We start from the raw sequence: 26,805 nt of genomic DNA on the forward strand, positions 1-26,805 counted from the left end.
GAATTTATTCGATGATTCATTACTTTTCTGTACCTGGATAAGGTACAAAATCTGATTCTCCAGGTATCTTAGGGAATTTCTGTGCTATCCAATCGGCTTTTGCTTGCTTCAATTTTTCCTTACTGGAAGAGACGAAGTTCCAGTCAATATAGCGCTCTTCGGGGAATACTTCTCCACCAAAAAGATAAACAGTGGCACCAGCTTGTATCTCAAACTCACAAAGTTTGCTATCATTTGCAATTAGGATTTGTCTAGGCTCGTAGGTGTTTCCTTCAGATTGGATAGCTCCATCAAGAATATATAGTCCGCTTTCCCCAAAGAGCTGATCACCAATGCTGACTTTTTGAGTTGAAGTACTCTTGATTTCTATAAAGTAGAGTTTACTATGTACTGGTACTGGTGATTTTCTGCCAAAAGCTTCGCCAGCTATCAATTTGAATGTCAGGTCTCCTTCAGTCCAGGTAGGGATCTCTTCGGCAGCAATATGGGTAAAAGAGGGCTCTGCATCTTCAAGTTCTAGTGGTAATGCGACCCAGATTTGTAGGCCATGCATTATCAAGGCACTATCTCTTAAGTATTCGGGAGTTCTTTCAGAATGTACCACACCTTTTCCAGCTGTCATCCAATTGACAGCACCAGGTTTGATCTCTACCTCGCTACCTATGGAATCTCGATGCATGATTGATCCTTCAAACAAAAATGTCAGTGTAGATAAACCAATATGTGGATGGGGTAAAACGTCAAAATTCTCCCTTTCGCTCATTTTCACAGGTCCCATGTGATCGATAAATACAAAGGGCCCCACAGATCTCTTTTGTCTAAATGGCAATAGCCTCCCCACCATGAAATTTCCAATACTTGCTGCCCGCTCTTCTATGATTAGTTTGATATTCGACATCTTTTTTTTAAGAAAGATACAAAATTTTGAAGCCATCTCTATCACAATAAAGATGGCTTCTGAATATTATCCGTAGACAAATAAATTTTATACTTCAAATGATGATCAACTTTCTCTTGTCTTGATTCGGATGACCCTTTCTTTTTCTTCTCCTTTGAGTCGCATCAGTCTGACCATACGATCTGGAGAAGGCTTGCCAAGAGAGATCAAGACCAAGGTCAGCGCATAAGCGATGATGTAGCCGTTATTCTCAAAGATCAATAGACCTGCTGGGCTAAGTATACTACTCAAGAGTAGGAGTTTTAGTCTATTTAGGGTAGCATCCTTGTAGATAGATACTTTGTCAAGTAAGTCCATCGAATTAGTCAATACCACTTTGATGGCCCTGTGGAAGTTCATGTAACCCACAGCTAATATGGCATAGATGAAACCAAGAAAGACAAAGTCTAACCAAGCTGGCAAATCAGGTCTGTCAAAATCTAAGGTGTTATTTTGACTATAAAGGTAGACAATGGCAAAGACCGGTATAGAACAAGCGATGATGATCAACGATGTTCTCTCTAGTCTATCATAAATGGGTCTGATGGGATCTTTTTCCAAAGGAATATTATTCTATGATGATTTTAACGTCACTACTTGCAGGCTTTGAAGAACAGCATAGAATGTATCCATCGGCGATTTCACCTTCGCTAAGGCCTGCATCTTCGATCATATCTACTTTACCAGCGATTAATCTTCCTCTACAAGCTGTACATAGGCCACTTTGACAGCTGTAGGGCATGTCTACTTGGTTGTCCAAACCTGCTTCTAGAATCGTTTTATCTGGTGCTACTTCAAAACTATATTCCTGACCTTCTACTTGTACAGTTACCTCGCGGGTAAGCGCAGGCGCCATTTCACCAGAAGCTTTTTTGGCTGCTTCTTTGGCGTCTAGGTCTGAATAGAAACTCTCTTCGTGGATCGAATCCTTTGCAATCCCTAGGCTTTCTAAGGTGTTCAAGGTGGTATCCATCAAGCCTTCAGGTCCGCAAATAAAATATTTCTTATCTGTCAATTCTTTGTCGTCGCTCCAACTCAATACTTCTTTCAGTTTACTGCTATCAAGTCTACCCGACATGCCTGACCAGCCTGCTTCAGGCTTACTGAGGTTATGAATGATCTCGAGTTGCTCACCGTATTTTTCTTTGAGTGTCTTGAGTTGCTCGTGGAAAATGATTTGATCCTCTGATCTGGAACAATATAATAGGGTTACTTTAGAATTAGGCTCGTTGACTAAGACAGACTTGGTAAGACCCATGATAGGGGTAATGCCACTTCCCCCCGCTACCATGTAGTATTGGATTTTGTTTTGGGAATGAAAAGAAGTGGTGAAGTTACCCATCGGCTTCATGATTTCGATCGTCTTTCCAGGTCGAAGTTGGTCATTGAGGTAGTTGGAAACCAGTCCTCCAGTCACTCTTTTGACAGAGATGCCTGGAAATGGATCTACAAAAGGGGAGGTGCAAAGACTGTAAGATCTACGCACTTCTTTGCCTTCAATTTCTAAAATTACGGTAAGGAATTGACCTGGCTTGTAGTCTAGATAAGGCTCAGGCTGCTCAAAGAAGATGCTAACTGTATCAGGAGTTTCTTTGACGATTTCTCTGATTTTGAGCGATAAGTATTGATCGCCCTTGTTGGGCTCGGATTTTTTCTTTTTGAATAAATTGAACATGCTTTGGATGCTTTACACGTTGATCCAGTAAGTGAGCTTCAAAATTAAGGCACGATTTTTAATTTGTAAGCTTTCTGGATGATAATTGTCTGTGTAAACAACAAAGAAGTCGGAAACAGGTTTGAATCTCCACTGAAAACGTGTATTGATGTTGATATTGTCAATCTGACTATTGTACTGCACAAAGGTACTCAAAAACAATTTGTCAGTGAAAGAAACTTCAGCTCTTGGTCCTACCAACCATAAATCTGCTGAGCTGTAAGGCTTAGGCATCTCGATTTTGTTATACTCCGCAAACATGGAGATATTTCCGTAGGGTTGAAATCGATAATTTACATTGGTATTGACGAAGGTCCTGGTGCCATTGAAAAAACCACCATAGTAAGTCGTAGCGCTGTAATTCAATAGCTTCCTCCTATCAGAAGTGTAGGTGATACCTGTTCTCAAATAAGAATAGTCAGTTCCCGCAGCCAATCTTTCCCCTCCTGATCTTGTCGGGTCAAAGGAATTGAATAAATATATGTATTCATTGAAAACCCTAGCCTGAATGGTAGAGGTGTTTTTGAAATAAAGTCTATAGATAAAGGAGATGGTCTCGTCAGTTTTTAAGCTGAAATCATCATTGGTGTACATATCGTACCTGACTTGAAATGTCTGTTGGAAGATCTTATCACTATCAATGACATGTCTGTAAAGTACATTTGGTTCTAATCTCCAGTAGGATCTTCTTGGAACAAAGCCCACTTCCGCATTGTAGGCATCTCCTACATATTCATGGTTCCATTGAAATTTCCATGTTTTGGTATTGTAGTCTAAATAACTCGCATGCGCTTTGGTGTCACCAGTCTGATTTGGGCTAAAGGATTGATGATAGAAAAACTTTCCAGTCCACTTGTTGTCAATAGAAGCCAAATTGTAATCAAGGCCAATTACCCTGTTATAATCAGGAATTCTATTTGACTCCCCCACATTTCCCGTAGTCTGCCGATTGACAAAAATAGCTGCGATATTAGACCTACTGAATACTTTTTGCTGCACCGTGGCCACAGTGTAATTTTGACCTGGATAGCCCACTTCATCTTCCGTAGCTGTCTGCATATTCAGTAAGCCAACCCTTAGATTATCATTGAGGTTTCCATTGAGTCTTGCGCCATAAAGGATGCGATTGTTTGAACTCCTTCCTAAACTATCTGTGGCAATACCAATTCTTCTGGAGAAAAATGGACGAATGCTTCTGAATCCATAATCAGCAAATAAATCAGCATTTTCTAAGAAAAACTGTCTTCTCTCAGGGAAAAAGAGTTCAAACCTATTAAGGTTTGTTTGCTGCTGATCTACCTCCACAGTAGAGAAGTCAGGGTTAAAAGTGAGATCCAGGTTCATAGAAGGAGTGATGGCTACTTTTGCATCTAGTCCAGCATCAAAACCTGTACTCGTAGGGTCGTTAGATCGGTAATCTTTAGCCGCATTTGTCGCTGCATAAGGGATTACTGCAATATTAGAGCCTGGTTTTTTGAGTGGCTTGTCCCAATTTAAATATCCTGTAAATGCCAAACTCCCGATTCTTTGGTTTAAAGGTACAGGTACCCAAGAAGATTGCTCAAAGTTTTTTCGATCGTTTCTTATAAAATTAACTCTCCAATATTCGGATCCTTCTGTATATCTCAGTGTTTTAAATGGAATAGCCATTTCTACTTCCCACCTGTCCTCGTACCTTTTTACTTCTGAAAACCACTTATTGTCCCATACATTAGAAACTCTGTCACCATTGTTTACCAGTCCTTCCATTTGAATATTGTATGGAGAGACAGCAAACATGAATCCATTATTCCCATCATCATAAGGACCAATGATTATTGCAAAAGCATCATTTTGATCAAAATTGAAATCTCTTTTTAAAGAAGATATGACATAATCTCCTGGAGTTTTGGTGTACAAAGTGGCAGCCACATAGAGGAAATCCTCATCATATTTGAGTCTTACTTCTGTGTTCTCAGTGGCAGGAAGACCTTCTTTTGGGATTTGCTGAATAAAATTGGAAATCAAAGCTGACTCTCCCCATTCCTCCATATTGATGACTCCATCTATGGTCATTGGAGAAGTAGTCAGGCCTACTTCTAGTCCAAATTCTTTATCTTTTTTATCGTTGGCAAACAAAAAAGAAAGTGATAAAAAGAATGTAATTATACTTGGGTAAATATACTTCATCAGTGCAAAGCTAGCCTATTAAATAGAAGAAGAAGCTGTATTTTCTTCATTCGGTCAGAACAGAAATCAAATTGGCAAAGATTTGTTTTGAGTGGGCAGGGATTTATATTTCAATAGAAGCCTGTTTTTTTCTTTTTGAAAGGCTAAATTTGCGCACTTCAAACAAAACTCAAAATCATGAATTTGACTCACCTGACAGCCGTCAGCTCCATAGACGGTAGGTATGGTAGCAAGACCGCTCCACTTAGACCTTATTTTTCTGAATTTGCCTTGATCAAATACAGGGTGCACGTGGAAGTAGAATATTTTATTGCACTCTGTGAACTTCCACTTCCACAATTGAAAAACTTCGATAAGCTGTTTTTTCCTAAGCTCAGAGATTTGGTGAAAAACTTCTCGATGGAAGATGCTGAGACAATCAAGGAGACTGAGAAGGTCACCAATCATGATGTAAAGGCCGTGGAATATTTTCTCAAAGAGAAGTTTGATATTTTGGGTTTAGATACATACAAAGAGTTTATACACTTTGGCCTGACTTCACAAGATATCAACAACACCGCGACTCCATTGATGCTCAAGCATGGATTGGAAGAAGTGATTTTACCCCACTTAGATGCTGTGCTTGAAAATCTAAAAAATAAAGTAGCTGCATGGAGGGCTATTCCAATGCTTGCTAAAACTCACGGCCAACCTGCTTCACCTACCAACCTTGGAAAAGAATTTCAAGTTTTTGTAACAAGAGTTGAAAAGCAGCTTCAATTACTTTCTCAAATACCATATGCTGCAAAGTTTGGTGGAGCTACAGGAAATATGAATGCCCATCATGTAGCCTATCCTGACATCGATTGGATGCTGTTTGCCAATGGATTTGTGGCTAATTATCTAGGACTAGAAAGAAGCTACCCGACCACACAGATCGAACATTATGATCACTTGGCAGCTCTTTTTGATGGTTTGAAGCGTATCAATACAGTATTGCTAGACCTTTCCAAAGATGTGTGGCAGTATGTAGCCATGAATTACTTCAAGCAAAAAATCAAAGTTGGTGAAATAGGTTCTTCGGCAATGCCTCATAAAGTAAATCCAATTGATTTTGAAAACGCAGAAGGAAATCTAGGTATTGCAAATGCTCTTTTGGAGCATTTGGCTGCTAAGCTGCCAATCAGCAGATTGCAGCGAGATTTGACAGACAGTACGGTCTTAAGAATTATTGGAGTACCGCTTGGTCACATGTTGATTGCTCTGGAATCATTATCCAAAGGACTCAATAAACTAGAACTCAATCAAGCTGCTATAGATGCCGACTTAGAAGAAAACTGGGCAGTGGTGGCAGAGGCGATTCAGACAGTGTTGAGAAGGGAAGGTTATCCTAAGCCGTATGAAGCACTCAAGGATCTGACTAGGACTAATACAAAAATCACAAAAGAGTCAATATCTGAGTTTATTGATCAACTCCAAGTCAATGATGCGATCAAAGCAGAATTAAAAAAGATCAGTCCATTTAATTTTACAGGAATTTTTTAAACATTTTAAAAATATCAAGCATTGTTAAAATGCATAGAATTTTTTTTGTTCTTGATAAATTTCTCTGAAATATCACCATAAGTCCCCAAGTTAATTCAATTTGACTTGGGGATTTTTAATCTATTTCTATAAACTTGATCCCAATTATTCTATTTTTACCAAAGAAGTTTATCAGACAAATTACGCATCCAGCATATTTCCCTTATGAATAAAAAAAACCATCTTTTTTCTCATTTACAGTCTGATTTGCCAGCTGGTCTTGTCGTTTTTTTAGTTGCACTACCATTATGTTTAGGAATTGCATTGGCCTCCGGAGCTCCTTTATTTTCTGGAATTATAGCGGGTGTGATAGGGGGGGTACTTGTTGGGTTGATGTCTGGATCTAGCAGCTCTGTATCAGGGCCTGCTGCTGGACTTGCAGTGATTGTATTTACAGCCATTGAAGACTTGGGCAGCTACGAGGTTTTTTTATTAGCTGTTATAATAGCGGGCTTATTTCAGGTCTTGTTGGGCTTCGCAAAGGCAGGTGTCATTGGTTATTATTTCCCTACATCGGTCATCAAAGGGATGTTGGCAGGGATTGGGTTGATTCTGATCATTAAGCAAATTCCATTGATATTGGGTATCAATAATTCACAAAATTTAGCGAAATATATTCCTTCCAATTATGATTTCGAATCTCTAAGTGTATTCGGTGAGGTTATTGAAGCATTTCATTATGGTGCTGTGATCATTTCTTCAATTTCTATTCTTATTTTGATTTTATGGGAAAAGCTGATCATTAAAAAGTATAGCATCACAAGAGTAATACCTGGGGCATTGGTGGTAGTGATTGTAAGTGTTATTGTCAATGAAATTTTTAAATTATACCACCCTTCTCTTTTTCTAGGACAAGCAGACAAAGTAGAGCTTCCTGTAGTATCATCAACTGAGGAATTCAAATTTTTATTTTTACTGCCAGACTTCAATGGTGTGTTGAATCCCAAAGTATGGATAGTTGCCGTTACCATAGCAGTTATAGCCAGTTTAGAGACGCTTTTGAGCTTGGAAGCTGCGGATAAAATAGATCCTCACAAGAGAGTTTCTCCACCAAATAGGGAGTTATTTGCTCAGGGAGTAGGTAATATGATTAGTGGATTTATAGGAGGCTTGCCAATCACCGCCGTAATCGTAAGAAGTTCAGCAAATATTACTGCGGGAGGAAGAACCAAGTTGTCCACAGTTTTTCACGGGGTATTGCTGGTAATTAGTGTATTGTTATTCCCAAACTTACTCAACAAAATCCCCTTGGCTGCACTTGCTGCGATTTTACTTTTGATCGGGTATAAGCTTGCTAGATTTTCTTTATTTAAAAATCAACTAAGATTAGGTTGGGATCAGTTTTTACCCTTTTTGGTAACTGTAGTCAGTATCTTGATCTTTGATTTGTTGATAGGAATTAGCCTAGGAGTCATGATTGCTATATTTTTCATTTTATTAAGAAATTTTCAAAATTCCCATTTGCTAGTCAAAGAAAGCATTGATCAGAAAGATGTAATTAAAGTCAAATTATCCGAGGAAATGAGTTTTCTAAATAAAGGTGCACTGATCAAGACACTTGAAAATATTCCAGAAAATGGACATGTTATCATCGATGGGAGCAAGTCCAAAATTATTGATTACGATGTACTGGAGGCTATTGAAAATTTTAAAATCTCAGCTATTGACAAAGGGATTAAGGTCGAAACCATCAAAATCAAATCAGTGAATTCAGGAGCAGTTCATTAGTTTTTAGGGAGAAATATCTCAGCCATCATACATCTGGCACTTCCACCTCCTAGTTTTTCTATTATCGGAATTTCAGGGGTAATGATCTTAGTGTATTTTTCAATGGTTTTGATTTGGGCTTTGCTCAACGCATCATAAGCAGTTTTGGACATTACTGTAAACTTTTCCCCTTGCTGATTCTTTACCTCCAACATATTTCCTGCAAAATGAAACTTTTGTTTTGGGGTAATAGGAATAATTTTTTTTCCAGTGCTTTCTAATGCTTGTTGTAAGGCTAGCTTTTCAGAGAAATTGGGCAAGCTATCAAGACATACTACAGCAATATCACTGCCTACATGCATCATTACATTGGTATGATAAATAGGAGAGTGAACATCTTCAATCAATTGTGTCGCATCAAAATCTACTACTTTATAGTCTAAAAGTCTTCCTAAGTATTTCAAAGGGACATCATGTGTTCTCAAAGACCTACAGGCATATGCAATGGCATTTACTCGATCTAGTATCAAGCTGCCAGTTCCCTCCAGGAATTGCTCATCCTGCTCAAAGAAGCTCAGATCAATGACCTCATTGATAACAAAATCCGCTTGCATCAAACGCTCAAGAATATCCTTTCTTCTTTCTAATCTCCTATTTGGAGAAAACATAGGATACAAAATGACCTTTCCATCTTCATGTGTGCTAAACCAATTATTAGGGAATATAGCATCAGTTTTTCTAGGGGCTTCGCTGTCTTCTATCACGATGACTTCTACACCTGCTTTGCGAAGCAATGCCACAAAGCCATCAAATTCCTTTTGCGCTAAATGATTGATTTCTATGGCATCCCTTTCGTCCTGCTTTTGATAAAAGTTATTGCTGGCAGTTTCTGGATTAAAACCAAAATTTGCTGGTCTTACCATCAGGATAGTGGAGGTAGTTGGAGTAGTCATTATAGATAAAGAATAGTCAGCTTGAAAATAATTCATGCGAATTTATCTAAAATGTAAGCATCATATCCCCTTGGCAGCTAAAACTTTTACGATTTTTTACACGGAGTTATTTACCGATTCGATTGCTTATAGATTTTTTCAATTTCTTTATAAAAGCAATAGAGGGTATTTTTGTGTTCTTATTTAATCATACCTAAAAATAAATCAAGCATATTCTTATGAAAAAATTTTTGCTAGCGATTGCTCTTTTAGCCAGTTCAGTGATGACGGCAGGAGCACAGGAAAAAGCAGGAGTAGACGGTTGGTCAGGTGCTACGAAAAAAAGCCCGAGCAATGCTATGGCTACTCAAAATGCAGAATGGTGGCCTAATCAGCTGAATCTAAATATTCTTCGCCAAAATTCATCTCTTTCCAACCCAATGGGAGAGAACTTTAACTATGCGGATGCATTCAACAGCCTTGATTATGAAGCATTGAAGCAGGATTTGAGAGATTTGATGACTGATTCTCAAGACTGGTGGCCTGCAGATTTTGGTCACTATGGTGGATTATTTATCAGAATGGCCTGGCATAGTGCTGGAACTTACAGAACTGGCGATGGTCGTGGAGGCTCTAGATCAGGACAACAACGATTCGCTCCATTGAATAGCTGGCCTGACAATGGTAACTTAGATAAGGCTAGAAGATTACTTTGGCCAATCAAGCAGAAATATGGAAATAAAATCTCTTGGGCAGACTTGATGGTGCTTACTGGAAACGTAGCATTAGAGTCTATGGGATTTGAGACGTTTGGTTTTGCAGGTGGTAGAGAAGATGTGTACGAACCTGAACTGGATGTGTACTGGGGTAAAGAAAGAGAGTGGTTGGCTGATGAGCGCTACAGTGAAGGGCGTAAGTTGGAGAACCCACTTGCGGCAGTACAAATGGGATTGATCTATGTAAATCCAGAAGGTCCGAACGGAAACCCTGATCCAGTACTGGCAGCCCATGATATCAGAGAGACCTTTGGTAGAATGGGAATGAATGATGAGGAGACGGTAGCTTTGATCGCTGGTGGACATACCTTGGGTAAAACTCACGGTGCAGGACCTGCGGATCATGTAGGTGCTGAACCAGAAGCCGCTCCAATTGAAGAGCAAGGATTTGGCTGGAAGAGTTCTTACAAGTCTGGAAAAGGTGCAGATGCCATCACTTCAGGTCTAGAAGTGACTTGGACTTCTACACCAGCGCAGTGGAGCCACGATTATTTGACTTTCTTGTTCAAATATGATTGGGAATTGACAAAGAGTCCAGCTGGTGCACATCAGTGGGTTGCAAAGGATGCGGGAAATATTATCCCAGATCCTTTTGATGCCGAGAAAAAACAGCCACCTTACATGTTGACGACAGATTTATCTTTGAGATTTGATCCAGAGTACGAGAAAATCTCAAGAAAATTCCTAGAAGATCAAGATGCCTTTAACGAAGCTTTTGCAAGAGCTTGGTTCAAACTAACTCACAGAGATATGGGGCCAAATACGACTTACCTGGGTCCAGAAGCTCCTAAAGAAGATCTGATTTGGCAAGACCCTATTCCTGCGGTAAATCATCCATTGGTGAATGCCAATGATATTGCAGGTTTGAAAACTCAAATTTTGAATTCTGGTCTGTCGATTTCTGAGTTGGTAAACACGGCTTGGGCTTCAGCCTCTACTTACAGAGGTTCTGATAGGAGAGGTGGTGCCAATGGCGCAAGAATCAGACTAGAGCCAATGAGAAATTGGGAAGTGAATAATCCAGCGCAATTGAATAAGGTATTGGGTACATTAGAAAAGATCCAAGCAGATTTCAATGCTAAGTCTGGTTCGAAAAAAGTTTCTCTCGCTGATTTGATTGTGTTAGCTGGTACGGCTGCTATAGAGAAAGCTGCATCAAATGCTGGATATCAGATTGAAGTGCCTTTTTCACCAGGAAGAATGGATGCTTCTGCTGAGATGACAGATGTAGAATCCTTCGCCTTGCTAGAGCCGATGGCTGATGGATTTAGAAACTATTTAAAGACAAAATATACAGTTTCTACGGAGGAATTATTGGTAGATAAAGCACAGCTTCTGACATTAACTGCGCCTGAGATGACTGTATTAGTGGGTGGTATGAGAGCTTTGCATACTAACTTCGACGGTTCCAAGCATGGTGTGTTTACAGACAAAAAAGACATGCTAACCAATGATTTCTTTGTCAACCTTCTAGATATGAGTACAGAATGGAAAGCTTTAGATGATTCTAAAGAGACATTCGAAGGAAGAGATAGAAAGTCAGGTGAAGTGAAGTACACTGCCACAAGGGCTGATTTGATTTTCGGATCTCACTCTGAATTGAGAGCCTTAGCGGAAGTTTATGCGCAAGCCGATAACAATGAGAAGTTTGTAAAAGACTTCGTAGCGGCTTGGACCAAAGTTATGAATCTAGATAGGTTCGATTTGGTATACAAAAGATAATTTTGATTGAGGATTAAATTGATAGATCAAACCAGCCTTCTATTGGAGGCTGGTTTTTTTATAGCTTCGCAAAGCCTACAGCTTTGGCATACTGAAATATAAGTTACACCAGTAGTCTTATACCAATCAAAAGTCATTATCTATATTTCATTTTGTGGTAGGTGAGTCTACTTGAAAATTAAATAGAAATGGTAACCTTTGAATCATTATTCCTTTTCCTTTTTGATCAATCTTGTCTCGTAAAAAGTGACCATATCAGGTTCATAGTCTAAGAAATACAAGTTAGGCTTTACCCATAACCTACCTTTTTTATCAAATGATTGTAAGGTGAGCTTTGGCGAAATGGTAGACGGAGCACTATAAGATCCATCACTTTCTCTTACAATAAGTTTGAGTTTGTCTTTTTCATAGTATTATTTACTTGATTTCCTGACTAGTTTTAATTCATAAACCGTAATCTGGTCAGGTTCGAATTCCATTTCATGAACATTCTGGTGTGCCCAAATCCTACCTTTTGAATCAACCCTAGAAATTCTATATCTCTTTGTTATAATACTTGGCTGGCTATAACTGCCGTCACCTTCTCTTACAATCAGTTTTTCAGGGTCAAGTTTAGAGATCATTTCCCTTCTTTCTTCACTGGAGACTTCATTGCCCGGTAATTCACTTAATTTCAATCCAGATCTATAGGTTAAAACATGCCTGTCTTCTACCTGAAATAAGTGAGTGATTTCTCCAGATCTGTCAACTGGTGTTTCATAATCTTGCTGCCCGCCAATTTCATATCCACGGTTCAAAATAAACTTATCAAAGGGTATTTTTTCAGACTTGAATTCAGCATGATTATCCAAGTCAAATTGATAAAATAAAGAATCGTTTTGGTGTGTGAAATACACGATGTGATCTTGCACTTGAAAATGTGGTTTGATAAAATCAAAAGCCTCTGTGCCCTTTGCGTACCTACTGTTTGGGTGAAAAGGAATGATTGGAGAAAATGATTCTTGTTCTGAATCAATCAGATCAAGGGTATTGTATTCTTGATAATATTGGAGCATATTGGATCGAGCATCGACCTGCGGGCCTCCTGTGAAGGCTACAAAGGTTGGCTTACCTGCTTTTTTGCCCGCATGTAAATGATCAAAACCTGAATAGATCATTCCCTTATGCGGATAAGGCTTTTTGAAGCTTTTCTCCAGATTAAAGTCCATATCATAAATATTGAATTTTGATATTCCCAATACTCCGATCTTATCGTTAGAGAATGTCGCTCCCAATACAAATTGACCAAATGCATCTGGTGCATCTTGAGGTTTATCAAATACTGAAACTTTCTCTCCAGCTTTATTGAATATCATAAGTTGATTCTCTTCAGAGAAAAGGAAAAGATCTTTTTCTGCATGTATAGCTAGCAACTCTAAATTCCCCAAATAATCAATGGTTAGTGAATCTATGATTTCCAATTCATAGGTGAAATTTCCATTCTTTTCATTAGACTTGTTACTTTCACAAGCGCAATTAAAAATGGCTAAACTTATTAAAATGAATAAATATTTCTTGCTCATTCTACAGCTTTTAATTTTGCCTTGAAAATCAATTCATAATCCAATTCCTCCTCTCTGTTGTAACTCAGCCAATAAATTCCATCTTTATCAACAAATTCTATATTCCCTACATTCTCAGGGAGATTGATTGGCTTAATTGTTCCATCATCTCCAAGAAAAGCATATTTCCTCTTATTCATTTTGAAGATTGCAGAGAAAGCGTCCATAGGGTTTTCTAGCCCTTCATTGACTTCATTATATTCAGTTTCTGTCAACCCATTAGTATAGTGAATCAAGACCATTTCATTGTGGGTAATAATTTTATCTATACTTCCATATGTGAAATCTTTGATGTTGATTCCAACATTGTCATCTTCAGCTTTGTCAGGTGAAATTCCATCCTTTTGAATAAACTTATCAAAGAGCATATTTATTTCCTTAATTGGCTTTTCAAGATCATTTAAGCTATAAACCCAAAGCTTAGGCTCGTTTTTAAAAGCAATATATAAATTGCCATTTTGAATATCCATGGCAGGTGAAGCCGTAAGTAGATTGTGGATTTTTTCTGGATTCTTAAATTTTGATCCTTCCGGAAGTGGTAAAGATGCTGTGAAATCCCCACTCTTGAAATCACTTATCTCTAATTGAGTTGACTTGGGATTAATATAAAAGGTACTACTTTCATCTCTACCCATAAAGTGGGTTAAAGCCCTATCTTCATCTAGAAAATGTAGTATGTTTGCATTCGAAATTGTCAATGAAAGACTAACTGAGAAACCAGGTTTGGCAGTTCTTGTTAACTCTCCCTGAAAATTATAAGCATATACTCCCTTAGAACCTAAAATCGCCCATTCATTTTCTTTTACAAACTGGGGCCTGGAAAGTGCACTTCCTCCAATGCCATCAGGTTGATCACCTGATTTATTGAAAGTTCCGAGAACCTCTCCCATTGTAGAAAATAAGAGGACATCCGAATTCTGATAGTTGTAGCCCAAAATATATTTTCCATCAATACTAATATCAGACCAGCTGAGTGCACCCAAATAGTCTATCATTACCGAATCAATGATTTCTAATTCATAGGATTCTGCTGCTAATAGCACATCGTTACGCGAGTCCTTATTCCCGCAACTGATTTGAAATAAAATAGACCCAAGTATAATTGCGCCTGCGTAAATTCTGGTAAAGTAGAGCTTGCTCATTATTTAATTCTAAAAGATATGAGGTAAATGAATTTTAAACTGAAAAATAAAATTAGTTAAAAAAGTAAACTAAGCAAGTCTTGCCTGCTTAGTTTTCTCTAGAAAGTTGTTGACGAAGTCTTTCCTCTTGACTCATCCTGACATTGAGTTGATTGGAGTATGTACGACCTTGTTTGAACCCGTAATCTGTGTAGGCTTTTCCAGCCCAGTATTTTGCGGACTCCAGATCTCCTAGCACTTCGAAACCTACGGCTATATTGTAGCAAATTCTACCACCTGATTTGTCTCTATTTGGGAAATTCAAGCCATTTTCCCATACATCTATGGCTTCTTCCCAGCGATTGACTTCTGCTAATCTAGCTCCTCTAGCCAATGCAGGATTTTCTTTAGGCTTTTGGTAAAGAGTTCTGTTGATACTAAGGTACATGGGGGCAATTCTTCTGGCATAACTTGCTCCAGCGACTTGTCCTACATATTGGGTAGCTTTGACTTTATCTATCAATAGTGCCAAAGCCTGCGTTCTGGTTTCAGCCTCTGCTGACCACAGGTTGGTTTTTTCAAAATCTCTTTGATCAGCGATATTTTTGGTCAAAGGATCATAGAACCTAAACCCAACTTGAACAGAGGCTATACCTTCGGCGTAGATGCCTTGAACTTCGACTGTCCTAGCATTTCTTCCTTCACCCTCTTTCTTTTTGATTAGCTGTCTTTTATCAGTGACGATGAAGTCGGAGCTGAATTTTTCCAAGGCAAGAACCGCATCCGCATTGTATTCTCTACATAATGCTTCTATTTGAGGCCATGTCAAGGGGTTTGGGAAAGTCTGTGCAAATAATCCTCCTCTTAGACGTTCTCTTGCTCTGATCACTTCGAATCTTGGTGAGGTGTTTAGCTCTTGCTGAATTGTGGCAATAGTAGCCTCCACCGCATTGCGGACTTCAAATGGAGCTTCTCCAGATATTAAGCCTTCCAAAACAGCTAAATTTTCGTTTTGAGGGGCGGTTCTATCCACAATCAGAAGTCTCTGCACATGGTTGGGAACATCGATTTCGGCTGGCATGAGTCTAGACATGCTGATGTTTTTGGTACATGCACCAAGCCATAGCAATAATACCAGCAGGGAAAGTGAAAGAAAGAAGGGTTTGAGTTTTGTCATATCAATTTTGAAAATCCCTCAAAAATAGAAAAGCCACTGACAAGCAATGGCTTTTTTTTCGATTATTTTTATCCCTTCCTTATAATATTTCCTTCATCATCCCATTGGGCCAGTTCTCCTCGTTCTTCTGGTTTGAGATACACGTCTTTGTATACTTCGGGGAGCTCAAATCCATGTGCTTTCATGATATGGTCAGGTACGCCATTCCAAACATTCGGTGTATTACCTACATAGCCTAAGTATTTGAAACCTGGTTCTGTAGTGAAGTAGCCTGTGGCAGTGAGGTTTCTAAGCATATTGAAGAACTTGACACCACCTTCATTTTCAGTGCTTGCTTTGTCAGGCCAAGCGATGGCTTCGATGATTTCTAACTTTTGGGAATCATCCAATTCAAGAAATACTTTCCCAAAATGATCTTCCCCATAATGATCCAGCCACATCAGTCCACCCCGCATGGGAGTTTGATATCCAGGGTAGTCTTTCATCATGAATTCAATAAAATCTACCACGCCCACTTCTGTAGCAGCGGGAGATTCTTCATCCGCTGGTATAATGATATCTACCAATACTTCTAGTTTCTTCTTCTCTTCTTCAGTCAAAAAGGTCTCAGAAAGCAATTTTTGATCGATTATTTTTTCCTCCTCAGTTCTGCCTCCCTTAGTTCCTCCAGAGATTTGAGGGGAGTAGGTGAGTTGCTTTTCTTCAGGGCTGCAATTGGTCAACAAGAAGCCTGATGCCAAGGCTCCAGTGAATAGTAGTTTGAGGTTTTCTCTTCTGTTCATGGTCTTGGATTTAGATGTTTTTCTTTTTCAATTCTGATACGATATAATCTGAAGTTCTCCAGCTTAATGCTAGAATTGTCCATGTAGGGTTTTTATCTGCTTGAGACACAAAAGGTCCAGCATCCACCACGAACAAATTATCGCAATCATGTGCTTGGCAATTGCTATTCAAAACAGAAGTCGCTGGATCGTTACCCATTCTTGTAGTGCCTACTTCATGGATTATTCGACCAGGTGTAGCTAAGCCATATTTAGACTCTGGTCCAGGTTTGTTTCCTAGTAAAATAGCACCTGCGTTGGTTAGGATCTCTTCAAAGGTGTCGTGCATGTGTTTGGCTTGCTTGATTTCATGTTCAGTCCACTGATAATGAAACCTCAAGACAGGAATACCATATTTATCCACCACATTAGGGTCAATCTCACAGTAGTTGCTGTATTGAGGAATACTCTCACCTCGTCCTGACATACCTAGGGTAGAGCCTTGAATCCTTCTTATATCTTTTTTTAGACCTTCTCCATAGCCTCCATTTGGGCTTGGATTCCCAAATTCATCCTTGAGGTATTTGCGCATGGTGTCCATAGAGAAGCCTACACCATAAGATGGCATGCCCATTCCTCCCCAGTATTCGATATGATAGCCGCGGGCAAAATCCAATTTCTTATTGTCCAACCACCAAGGGGTATACACGTGCATACCGCCTACACCATCTTCATTGTAACGCTCTCTTTCCATCAGTTCGGGGAGTATGCCCATTCTGTCGGCGCCAGTGGAATCATGCAGGTATCTGCCTACCATGCCACTGCTGTTTCCGATTCCGTCTGGGTGGGATTTGGATTTGGAGTTGAGCATGATACGAGCAGACTCACATGCAGAAGCACCTAGTACGACCACTCTTGATCTCAGCTTGTATTCTTTCATGTCCACTTTGCTGATGAAGGATACTCCTGTGGCTTTGCCGCTATCATCTGTGGTGACTTTTCTAACCATACTGTTGGTGAAAAGATCGACTTTCCCTTTTTTCATAGCGGGATGGAGCAAGCAAGTACCTGAAGAAAAATCCGCATAAGCTTGACAGGCCCTGTTGCACTGCGCACAGAAAAAACAAACACCACGGTCATTGTTGATTGGTTTGGTCAAAACAGAAAGCCTTGAAGGGATCACAGGGATATTTACCTTCTTAGCACCTTTCATCATATAAAGTTCATGTAGCCTAGGCTTAGGTGGAGGAAGAAAAAATCCATCAGGCTCATTGTGCCAGCCTTCCTTGGAACCAAATACACCAATCAATTTATCTACTTTATCATAATATGGCTTGAGCTCATCATAACCTATTGGCCAATCATGTCCAAGTCCATCAATACTGGCTCTTTTGAAATCATCTGGACCAAAGCGTAGCGAAATTCTTCCCCAGTGATTGGTGCGACCACCGACCATTCTAGACCTAAACCAATCAAAGCTGGTTCCTCTAGCGCGGGTGTAAGGCTCACCTTCAATGTCCCAGCCGCCTATCGCCGCGTCAAAGTCACCAAATGGTCTGATTCGTGTACCACTTCCTCTCCGAGGGGACTCCCATGGGAAGCGCATCTGGGTGCGATCCTCGTCTTTGGCAGGGTCAAAATCTCCTCCTGCCTCTATGACTGCTACAGATAGTCCTGCTTCAGATAAAACTTTGGAGGCCATACCACCTCCAGCTCCAGAACCCACTATGATGACATCATAGGATTCCGCCGTTGATTTGATTTCAAAACTCATGAAATAGATTTATTTTGGGTTGGAAGAGTAAGATTGTTAAAAAAAATGGAAATCAGAAATTATTGAGGATAGAACGCTGAACTTGTCCCGATAGAATGCGGATGACGCCGATTGTGCGGATATACGCAGATGCAATTTGGGTCTCATGGAATACGTGGATTTCTCAGATTTTTATCAGTGACTATCTGCTAGATCAGCGTAATCAGTGTTCTATGGACCGCGGAACCTGTCCAGAATATCGGGATGACGCTATTATATTTAATTCTATGGAGGGGCTTGGTACATCGTACTTTGTACTTTGTTCAAAAATACTCACCCTTCAAGCATCGCCTCTATAAACGGCCAAATGGTTTCAAATACGATTTGATGACCTTCTGCTGTAGGATGGATACCATCGGGAAGGTTTAGGTCAGGATCTCCAGCTACACCTTCCAGAAGAAAAGGAATTAATTTCACATTTTCTTCTTCTGCTATTGTAGGGTACATGTTTTGAAACTCCCGTGTATATTCTTGTCCCATGTTAGGTGGGATTTGCATGCCTGCCAATAAGATTTTGGTATCAGGATAGCGCGTCTTGACTAGGTTGATGATGCTTTTGAGATTTTTCTTAGTTTCGGTTAGGCTGATGCCTCTGAGTCCATCATTGCCGCCAAGTTCTAAGACGAATATGGCTGGTTTTTCTTCCAGGAACCAATCCAATCTACTCAAACCGCTTGCGGTGGTCTCTCCAGAAAGCCCTCCATTGATCACTCGGTAAGCTAGTTCTAAGCTATCTATTCTGGCGGCAACCAAGCCAGGAAAAGATTCTTCTTCATCCAGACCATAACCAGCTGTAAGGCTATTGCCAAAAAATAGAATCAGGTCTTTACTGACTGTTTCCTCAGGTGTATTTTCTTCAATTTTTGCATTTTCTACCTCCTGATTGGAAGGAGTAGAGCAAGCAGAGAATATGAGAAAGCTTAAGCTGAGGTAAAGTGACAGGTTAAATATGTATTTCATGATCAGATTTTTTGAAAGCTTTGTTAGGGTATGTTTTCAAAAGATAAAGCTTGATTGACAAACAGGTATATCGAACTACAAGTTTTCAAATTTATAATTTTTACGTCAAAAGAAGGCTGATTATGAATTTGCAGTATATTTAAAATTGATGTGTTCGGTATGATACACTTTGGTCTTCATGATGCTTTAGGCTGTTGATGAATTGGTAATTGTGTATTCGTATTTTCAAAATCATCTAATTTCTATTGTTTTGATCTTTTTTCAAGGCAATTCAGTTTAACTCACTAGGTATCTCTTATCAAATAAAATCTATGGGAATATTAACCGTCAAAGACGTCTCCAAAACTTATCAGAGTGGGAGTAGAAAGCTTACAGTGTTGGATCAGGTCAATTTTGAAATTCTTGAAGGTGAGAGTATTGCTATCGTTGGGCCTTCTGGCTCTGGCAAGACCACACTTTTGGGACTTTGTGCTGGCTTGGACGCTGCGTCGACAGGTTCGGTGATATTGAATGGAGAAGCATTCGAAAAGCTCAATGAAGACCAGCGAGCCGCAGTGCGTAGCAGAGATGTTGGTTTTATTTTTCAAAACTTTCAATTGCTACCAACTCTTACCGCTTTGGAAAATGTGATGGTGCCGCTAGAGCTAAAAAAGAGGAAAGATGCCCGCTCAAAAGCCATGGAATTATTGGAAAAAGTAGGTCTCAAAGATCGGATGACGCACTATCCCACACAGTTGTCAGGAGGGGAGCAGCAGCGAGTTTCCATCGCACGTGCTTTTGCCAATGAACCTAAGATTCTTTTTGCTGATGAGCCGACTGGTAATCTGGATACAGAGACAGGAGAGATGATAGAAGCGCTTATTTTTGATTTGAATAAAGCGCAAGGGACTACCTTAATTCTAGTGACGCACGATACGGAATTAGCGAAGCGTACGGATAGGATTATTCAGATCAAAGGTGGAAAAATACAGGAGGAATCAAATGGGTAATTTTGCTTGGGTCTGGAAGATGGCCTTGAGGGATTTCCGAAAGAATTTCTCACGTTTACTGCTTTTTGTTTCATCTATGGTCGTGGGGATTGCTGCATTGGTGGCCATCAGCTCTTTTGGTGATAATCTCAAGTCAGACATTGAAAAACAATCCAAGGAGCTAGTAGGGGCTGATTTGGTATTGGAAAACAGTAAACCATTAGGGGGTCAGCCTACGGATTCGGTGGCAATTGCGCAGGCAGATGAGATCAATTTTGCCAGTATGGTCGCTTTCCCAGAGTCAGGAGAGAGTAGGCTCACTCAAGTGAGAGTGCTGGAGGGGGATTATCCTTTTTATGGCACCTTGGAAACTATTCCTCTGAATGCATCAGAGGAGTTTAGAGCTGGAGGAAGAAAGGCATTGGTAGAAAAAATCCTCATGGCGCAGTTTAATGCCCAAGTAGGTGATAGCATCAAGGTAGGAGAGGTGACTTTCGAAATTGTAGGCGAATTGCAGAAGGTGCCAGGTCAGACGGGTATTACCGCCACTGTAGCACCAGCGGTATATATTCCCATGGAATACGCAGAAGCCACAGGTCTGATTCAATACGGAAGTAGGCTTCGCTATGTGCGCTATTATCAATTAGCAGATGAGATCGATCCTGATGAACTGATCAAAAAGTATGAAGCACAATGGGAGGAAGATAAAGTTAGTGCAGATTCAGTGGAGGAAAGAAGAAGGAGAACAGGTCGCTCTTTTGATAACCTTGCCAATTTTCTGAGCTTAGTAGCTTTCATAGCCTTGTTACTAGGTTGTGTTGGTGTGGCGAGTGCTGTGAATGTATTTGTCAAAGAAAAACTCCCCTCTGTGGCTGTTCTCAGATGTTTGGGTGTATCAGCCTGGCAGGCCATGCAGATTTACCTTTTTCAGATCTTGATGATGGGCTTCTTTGGCTCGATCGTTGGAGCGGCTTTGGGTTCTCTGTTACAGTTTGTGCTCCCTGTGGTATTTGAGGATTTTCTTCCTGTGGATGTGACGGTATCTCTTTCTTGGTCTAGTATTGGATTTGGGATTGTCACAGGGATATTGGTGGCATTACTGTTTGCACTTTTGCCATTGCTCAAGATGCGCAAGGTATCGCCTATGGCGACATTGCGTCCTGATGAGGAGGAGACCAAATTGAACAAAGATCCATTAAGGTGGCTAGTGATTTTTGGGATTTTACTATTTGTTTTTGGTTTTAGCTACACCCTATTACCAGGTTGGAAATCAGCCTTGGGCTTTACAGGATTTGTGATTTTTGCCTTTGGTGCTTTGTGGTCGGTAGCTTTGGCTGTGATGTGGTTGATCAAAAGGTTTTTGCCAATAAGCTTGTCTTATCCAATCAGACAATCGCTTGCAAATCTATACAGACCAAATAATCAAACCACTTCGCTGATCGCTACCATTGGTCTAGGTACTGCAATGATCAGTACACTGTTTTTTGTGCAGGGACAATTATTGGATGAGGCAAAGTTTGCAGACAAGGAAGATCAGCCTAATATGCTGCTTTTTGATATCCAAGATCACCAAGTGGAGGCGGTAGTCCAGCAGGTCAAAAGCGAGGGAATTCCCGTTTTGCAACAAGTTCCTATCGTCACGATGGCGCTGGAATCTATCAATGGACTGACCAAAAAAGGCAATGATACCCTTCCCGAAGAAACTCGAAGATCAAGAGGGCTTTACAATAGGGAGTTTAGGGTTACCTATCGTGATACTTTGATTTCTTCTGAAAGATTAGTAAAAGGTGAATTGAGAAATGTATCTAGTCCAAGTGATAGCATCTTTGTGTCTTTTGACCAGAGCTATGCGCTGAGAACAGGACTGAAGCTCGGGGACGAAATTATTTTCAATGTACAAGGCAGGCCGATCAAAACCTATATTGGGAGCTTTAGGGATGTCAAGTTCAATCAGGTTTCTACCAATTTTTTGGTGCTTTTTCCAGCAGGTGTCTTGGAGCGAGCTCCAAAATTTCATGTGGTAATCACCAAAACCAAGAATGATCGTCAAGCAGCACAAATTCAGTCTGATATTGTCAGGGCTTTCCCTAATATTTCTGTAGTGAATCTAGGAGCTATCGTGGAGACTTTAGAAGAGATATTGGGCAAAATAAGCTTTGTGATTCAATTTATGGCATTCTTCAGTATAGCAACGGGGATTTTGGTGTTGATCAGCTCTTTGATCATTAGCAAATATCAGCGGATGCGAGAGAGTATCTTGCTCAAGACGCTAGGTGCTGACAGTGCCACAGTGAGAAAAATCAATACCTTGGAGTATTTCTTTTTGGGGTCATTGGCATCTCTGAGCGGGATTCTCTTATCTTTTGTTGCGACATTTCTGTTGAGCAAGTTTGTCTTTGAGTTGCCTTATCGAGGGGCTTATGAAGAGGCGCTCTTGGTTTATGTTTCATTGACCTTATTGACGATTGTACTCGGCTGGCTCAATGGTAGAAAGATCATCAATAAACCTCCGATGGAGATATTGAGAGAGGGAGGATAAAATTTAATGTAGAATGTATTTACTTTTGATTCTTATGTGAATCTTAGAGCTAGTCTGGGGATCAGATATACGTTTAGATAATTAGTTTAGAGGAAAGAAATGATTCTCTTTGGTAAATCTTAATTGATTTTTTTGATTACCGCATCCAATTGATTCATATTGCTTGCAACTGAGCGCCACTCTGTGAGGCTGATCAAACTGATGATGCGGCTTAATCTTTTGCCAGGGTTGATCAGTCCTTCTGCTAAGCCAGCAATGATTTGATCTCTCAATTTGATACTCTTGATTTTATCATCAGCGATTTCGTATGATTGGGCAAATTTCCACGCTCCATCACGGGCCAATTGAATGCTGAAATTGACTAAGATTTCATCTCTACCTTTAGCAAATCGAATCAAGAAATTAAAAACTGGAGAGAGCTTCCCGATGTTGGTTTTGACGCCATCTACTAACTCAGAGAGCACAGCATTGATTTTATCGAAATCATTTTTGATGGATGTCAATGGCTGGTCACCTACCGTCTCCACGGCAGCTATTCCTAGGTCTAAGTTGATATGGGCGTTGATGCCCAATAATAAATGTTGCAAAATAATATGTTTGCCATTCCTTGCAGCTTCAAAAGCTCTTTCCCAGCTTAAGGTAGTTGACTTCCCTTTCTTGTATGCTTCGTAAGCATCAATAAAACGCTTAGCAAATATCACATCCAGTACTTCCATTCTAGGGTTGTCCTCAAACTCTCCCTGCGAGATGCCTTCTGCTACTCTTACGGTAACTTGACGATAAAGAATAGCAAAATATCCCAATCTAGATTGTTTCTGATGGCACTCTGCTACGATTTGATCCATTCTTAGGATGACAGCTGCGATAGTTTTCATCCTAGCTAAAATTTATCAAACCTTCTAAAAAATCTCCTACATAATAGGCAACTAAGGCTGCCAAGAAACCCAAACCCAATGTTTCACCCACGCTTTTGAAAACATTGGTTTGATTGACATAACTTTTCATCCAACCTACCACAGCGAATGCTAATCCAGTGAACACACTAGTCCAAAGGAAAACATCAAAATTGGTGTCCCTGAAGTAATCATAAACATAGATCATCAACGGGATAAAGCCCACTACGATGAAAGAAATCAAAGTGGCTAGTCCGATTTTAAAAGGGCTTTTGGTTTCCTCCATCATATTCAATTCATCCTTCATCATTTCGTCTACCCACCTATCTTTATCAGCAGTGATGACATCTACTACCTGCTGTAGCAATTCCCCTTCAAATCCCTTGTCTTTATAAATATCTTCAATTTCTTGTCGTTCTTTTTGAGGGAGGTTATCGACTTCCCAATATTCTACTGCTTTATGCTTGTTGTAGTTTTCCTGGTCAGACTTGGATGAGAGATAGGCTCCTACAGACATAGAGAAGCCATCTGCCAGGAGATTGGCAAAGCCAAGTATGATGATGATCGCAGGGTCTAAGTTAGCGCCCACAGCACCTGCTACCACGGCAAATGTAGTGACTGCACCATCTATACCACCATACACAAATTCCCTTAGATACTCTTGGATATTGCCTGCAAAAGTGATCTCTTGATGTAGTTTTTGCTCTTTTTTTGAATTCATAGGTTTGAGTTTGTTTTTTCTTCATACCAAGTCTTGTGGACAATTTTCCATTGACCTTCTATTTTGATCAAAGTCAGGTAATCGAAATAGTAAATGCCTGGCCAGAATAATTCTGTTTTGGCTAAGGCTGTATATCCTTTGATCTCAATACTCATGATATGATTGTCATATTCTGCGGGGTTGCGGGGAGAACCCTTAGCAGTTCCACTTGCCCATTCTTCATAAGGTGTGATGGTGAATTGCTCTCCTCTATATCCGATTAGTCTTGCCGCGGGGTCAAATGCCCTATCTAATTTGGACCTGTCTCGTTCTATCATTCCCTCAAAATAAAGCTTGATAGTTTGCTCAATGGCATGGATTTCACTTGTTTGACAGTTAGCCTCCTTGATAAAAAACAAGGAGCAAAAAAACACGAATAACATCAATTTCTTCATGCATTGAAGTTAATGAAAAAAGTGACTTGCCACTATTTTAAAAGGGCGGATTTGGCAATTTGGAATTTATCTTAGTCTAATCAATCTTTCAAAAAGCTTTAAAGTAAATTATTTTCCATCATTTCTTCGCCAGTCATGGTAGGTTCAAGATTTTCCAATTCTTCCATGGTAAATACTCTTGATCGGATGATAAATCGGATCCCCATGGGGATTTCAATAGAAAAACTACTTCCTCTTCCTTGGGTGATGTCCAAGGTCAATTGAGTATGTTTCCAATATTCGAATTGATCCTTATTCATGAAAAAATCACAGCCGTACACCTTACCTATCCAAATGTCACTTCCACCTACTTTGAAATCACCTTTTTCGAAACACATAGGAGAAGAGCCATCACAGCATCCTCCACTCTGATGAAACATCAAGTCTGTACCAAATCGCTTTCTCAATGTGTCAATCGTATCAATTGCAGCCTCAGAGAGAATGACTCTAGGAATGTATTTTTTATCACTCATGGTTATTGTTTACAAGTTTTAGAAATAGAGAATTGTAAAACTACTTTATTCAGAAGATAATTGATTTATGCCGATTGGCTTTATAATTTTCTTTTAAAAGGATTATAAAAGCAAAAAACAAGAAGCAGGATATTGCTATCATGCTTCTTGTAAGTTGTTAATTAGGATTTTCTAAAAGAATCCTAATTTGTTTTTGCTGTAAGAAATCAGCATATTTTTGGTTTGACGGTAATGATTGAGCATCATTAGATGGTTTTCACGACCAAATCCAGATTTTTTGTATCCTCCAAAAGGCGCATGCGCAGGATAAGCATGGTAGCAATTGACCCAAACTCGTCCAGCCTGAATGGCTCTTGGTACTTGATACAACTCGTGAGCATCTCTGGACCAAAGTCCTGCACCTAGTCCGTACATGGTGTCATTGGCGATAGCGATGGCTTCCTCTGTGGTTTTGAAAGTAGTCACGGAAGTTACAGGGCCAAAGATTTCTTCTTGGAAAATCCTCATTTTGTTATGGCCTTTGAATATGGTAGGCTGTATGTAGTAGCCTGTTTCTAAACCTGAGTTGAGGCTGGCTTTGTCACCACCGCAGAGTACTTGTGCACCTTCTTGCTTACCAATATCAAGGTAAGAGAGGATTTTTTCGAACTGATCATTGGAAGCTTGGGCACCCATCATGGTATCTTCGGCGAGCGGATGACCCATTTTGATGGCTTTGGTACGAGCAACTACTCTTTCCATGAATTTGTCATAGATGTCCTCGTGCACCAAGATTCTAGATGGGCATGTACATACTTCTCCTTGATTCAAAGCGAACATTACTGCTCCTTCTACGGCTTTGTCGAAGAATTCATCATCCGCATCTCCTACTGATTTCATGAAAATATTAGGAGATTTCCCTCCAAGTTCCATGGTCACTGGGATCAAATTTTCAGAAGCATATTGCATGATCAATCGACCAGTTGTTGTTTCACCTGTGAATGCTACTTTGGCCACTCTGTCGGATGTAGCCAAAGGTTTGCCAGCTTCAGGTCCAAATCCAGTTACTACATTCAATACACCTGGAGGCAATACATCTGCGATCAATTCCATCAAGACCATGATGCTAGTAGGGGTCTGCTCAGCTGGCTTGACTACAGTACAGCAGCCTGCGGCAAGTGCAGGTGCTATTTTCCAAGTGGCCATCAAAAGTGGAAAGTTCCAAGGAATAATTTGACCCACTACGCCGAGCGGTTCGTGAAGTGCAATGCTAACAGTGGTCTCGTCATGTTCTGAGATAGAGGATTCATCTGCTCTGATGACACCTGCAAAATATCTGAAGTGATCTATACAAAGTGGTAGATCTGCGGCTCTAGTTTCTCTCAATGCTTTCCCATTATCAATGGTTTCTACTCGGGCGAGCATTTCGAGATTTTCTTCAATGATATCAGCGATTTTGTTAAGTACACGACTACGCTCTGCTGCTGATGTTTTAGACCAGGTGGCAAATGCTTTATGTGCTGCATCAAGCGCTTTTTCAATATCTGCTTTGTTACCTCTTGCGGCCTTAGAAAAAGCTTTGCCGTCGATTGGAGAGATGTTGTCAAAATACTCACCTGAGCTAGGAGCTACCCATTTACCTCCGATAAAATGGTCGTACTTTTCTTTGATCTGTGGTCTATCCACAGGCTTTGATTGGGATAATGTTAATGTTGACATATTTTTTTATTTTGGGTTTTTGTCAAATCTCTTTATTATATTTTGAAAAAAATCCACTTATCCAATCAAGTAATCCACTTGGCGTAA

21 protein-coding genes are annotated in these 26,805 nt (G+C 39.9%); 5 read left to right on the plus strand and 16 right to left on the minus strand.

Annotation, left to right across the window (positions count from 1 at the left end):
- Positions 1-19 precede the first annotated feature (19 nt).
- From BW935_RS04045 to BW935_RS04060, 4 genes are all read right to left on the minus strand, one after another.
- Positions 20-898, minus strand: a complete 879-nt coding sequence (locus tag BW935_RS04045) for a pirin family protein (RefSeq protein WP_076499427.1) — start codon at positions 896-898, stop codon at positions 20-22.
- Between the two features lie 105 nt (positions 899-1,003).
- Positions 1,004-1,498, minus strand: coding sequence for a hypothetical protein (locus BW935_RS04050; protein ID WP_076498839.1), 495 nt, complete (start codon positions 1,496-1,498; stop codon positions 1,004-1,006).
- Between the two features lie 7 nt (positions 1,499-1,505).
- A complete protein-coding gene (locus tag BW935_RS04055) occupies positions 1,506-2,612 on the minus strand; it encodes a ferredoxin--NADP reductase (RefSeq protein ID WP_076498841.1) in 1,107 nt (368 codons plus the stop codon).
- 12 nt (positions 2,613-2,624) lie between these two features.
- The gene (locus tag BW935_RS04060) at positions 2,625-4,820 is read right to left on the minus strand and encodes a DUF5916 domain-containing protein (protein WP_076498842.1); all 2,196 of its coding nucleotides are present in this window, start codon (positions 4,818-4,820) and stop codon (positions 2,625-2,627) included.
- Between the two features lie 177 nt (positions 4,821-4,997).
- Here BW935_RS04060 and purB point away from each other — a divergent pair, with 177 nt between their 5' ends.
- Positions 4,998-6,344 (plus strand): adenylosuccinate lyase, encoded by a 1,347-nt coding sequence (gene purB, locus BW935_RS04065; protein ID WP_076498844.1) that lies wholly within the window; start codon positions 4,998-5,000, stop codon positions 6,342-6,344.
- Between the two features lie 204 nt (positions 6,345-6,548).
- The gene (locus BW935_RS04070; RefSeq protein WP_076498846.1) at positions 6,549-8,111 is read left to right on the plus strand and encodes a SulP family inorganic anion transporter; all 1,563 of its coding nucleotides are present in this window, start codon (positions 6,549-6,551) and stop codon (positions 8,109-8,111) included.
- Here the strand turns inward: BW935_RS04070 and ctlX are convergent.
- Positions 8,108-9,043 carry a citrulline utilization hydrolase CtlX gene (gene ctlX / locus BW935_RS04075; protein WP_076499429.1) on the minus strand — a complete coding sequence of 312 codons (936 nt, stop codon included), beginning with the start codon at positions 9,041-9,043 and terminating at the stop codon, positions 8,108-8,110. The two genes, BW935_RS04070 and ctlX, sit on opposite strands and share 4 nt — an antisense overlap.
- 218 nt (positions 9,044-9,261) lie before the next feature.
- Between ctlX and katG the strand changes: the two genes are divergently transcribed.
- Complete coding sequence (gene katG / locus BW935_RS04080) at positions 9,262-11,520, plus strand: catalase/peroxidase HPI (protein ID WP_076498847.1); 2,259 nt, start codon at positions 9,262-9,264, stop codon at positions 11,518-11,520.
- 413 nt (positions 11,521-11,933) lie between these two features.
- Here katG and BW935_RS04085 read toward each other — a convergent pair whose 3' ends face one another.
- The 6 genes from BW935_RS04085 to BW935_RS04110 form a co-directional block, all read right to left on the minus strand.
- The gene (locus BW935_RS04085) at positions 11,934-13,082 is read right to left on the minus strand and encodes a hypothetical protein (RefSeq protein ID WP_076498849.1); all 1,149 of its coding nucleotides are present in this window, start codon (positions 13,080-13,082) and stop codon (positions 11,934-11,936) included.
- The gene (locus tag BW935_RS04090; protein ID WP_076498850.1) at positions 13,079-14,263 is read right to left on the minus strand and encodes a hypothetical protein; all 1,185 of its coding nucleotides are present in this window, start codon (positions 14,261-14,263) and stop codon (positions 13,079-13,081) included. The genes BW935_RS04085 and BW935_RS04090 overlap by 4 nt, the downstream gene beginning before the upstream one ends.
- An 88-nt stretch (positions 14,264-14,351) precedes the next feature.
- Positions 14,352-15,419, minus strand: coding sequence for a DUF6340 family protein (locus BW935_RS04095; protein WP_076498852.1), 1,068 nt, complete (start codon positions 15,417-15,419; stop codon positions 14,352-14,354).
- A 68-nt stretch (positions 15,420-15,487) separates the two neighbouring features.
- Positions 15,488-16,201 (minus strand): gluconate 2-dehydrogenase subunit 3 family protein, encoded by a 714-nt coding sequence (locus BW935_RS04100; protein ID WP_076498854.1) that lies wholly within the window; start codon positions 16,199-16,201, stop codon positions 15,488-15,490.
- A 10-nt stretch (positions 16,202-16,211) separates the two neighbouring features.
- Positions 16,212-17,954 carry a GMC family oxidoreductase gene (locus BW935_RS04105; protein WP_076498855.1) on the minus strand — a complete coding sequence of 581 codons (1,743 nt, stop codon included), beginning with the start codon at positions 17,952-17,954 and terminating at the stop codon, positions 16,212-16,214.
- A 312-nt stretch (positions 17,955-18,266) separates the two neighbouring features.
- Positions 18,267-18,953 (minus strand): arylesterase, encoded by a 687-nt coding sequence (locus tag BW935_RS04110; protein ID WP_076498857.1) that lies wholly within the window; start codon positions 18,951-18,953, stop codon positions 18,267-18,269.
- A 311-nt stretch (positions 18,954-19,264) separates the two neighbouring features.
- On the opposite strand from BW935_RS04110, the gene BW935_RS04115 reads away from it, so the two are divergent.
- Together BW935_RS04115 and BW935_RS04120 are read left to right on the plus strand one after the other, a co-directional pair.
- Complete coding sequence (locus BW935_RS04115) at positions 19,265-19,942, plus strand: ABC transporter ATP-binding protein (protein ID WP_076498858.1); 678 nt, start codon at positions 19,265-19,267, stop codon at positions 19,940-19,942.
- On the plus strand, positions 19,935-22,460 hold the full coding sequence (locus tag BW935_RS04120; RefSeq protein ID WP_076498860.1) for an ABC transporter permease: 2,526 nt from the start codon (positions 19,935-19,937) through the stop codon (positions 22,458-22,460). Before BW935_RS04115 ends, BW935_RS04120 begins: the two co-directional genes overlap by 8 nt.
- A 119-nt stretch (positions 22,461-22,579) precedes the next feature.
- Here BW935_RS04120 and BW935_RS04125 read toward each other — a convergent pair whose 3' ends face one another.
- The 5 genes from BW935_RS04125 to BW935_RS04145 form a co-directional block, all read right to left on the minus strand.
- On the minus strand, positions 22,580-23,335 hold the full coding sequence (locus BW935_RS04125) for a DUF5995 family protein (protein WP_076498861.1): 756 nt from the start codon (positions 23,333-23,335) through the stop codon (positions 22,580-22,582).
- 1 nt (position 23,336) lies between these two features.
- On the minus strand, positions 23,337-24,074 hold the full coding sequence (locus tag BW935_RS04130; protein ID WP_076498863.1) for a VIT1/CCC1 transporter family protein: 738 nt from the start codon (positions 24,072-24,074) through the stop codon (positions 23,337-23,339).
- The gene (locus BW935_RS04135) at positions 24,071-24,508 is read right to left on the minus strand and encodes a nuclear transport factor 2 family protein (RefSeq protein WP_076498864.1); all 438 of its coding nucleotides are present in this window, start codon (positions 24,506-24,508) and stop codon (positions 24,071-24,073) included. Before BW935_RS04135 ends, BW935_RS04130 begins: the two co-directional genes overlap by 4 nt.
- A gap of 98 nt (positions 24,509-24,606) precedes the next feature.
- Positions 24,607-25,020 carry a DUF779 domain-containing protein gene (locus BW935_RS04140; RefSeq protein ID WP_076498866.1) on the minus strand — a complete coding sequence of 138 codons (414 nt, stop codon included), beginning with the start codon at positions 25,018-25,020 and terminating at the stop codon, positions 24,607-24,609.
- Between the two features lie 171 nt (positions 25,021-25,191).
- A complete protein-coding gene (locus BW935_RS04145; RefSeq protein ID WP_076498867.1) occupies positions 25,192-26,718 on the minus strand; it encodes an aldehyde dehydrogenase family protein in 1,527 nt (508 codons plus the stop codon).
- Positions 26,719-26,805 lie beyond the last annotated feature (87 nt).

Source organism: Belliella pelovolcani (assembly GCF_900156785.1).
GTDB classification, from domain to species: Bacteria; Bacteroidota; Bacteroidia; order Cytophagales; family Cyclobacteriaceae; genus Belliella; species Belliella pelovolcani.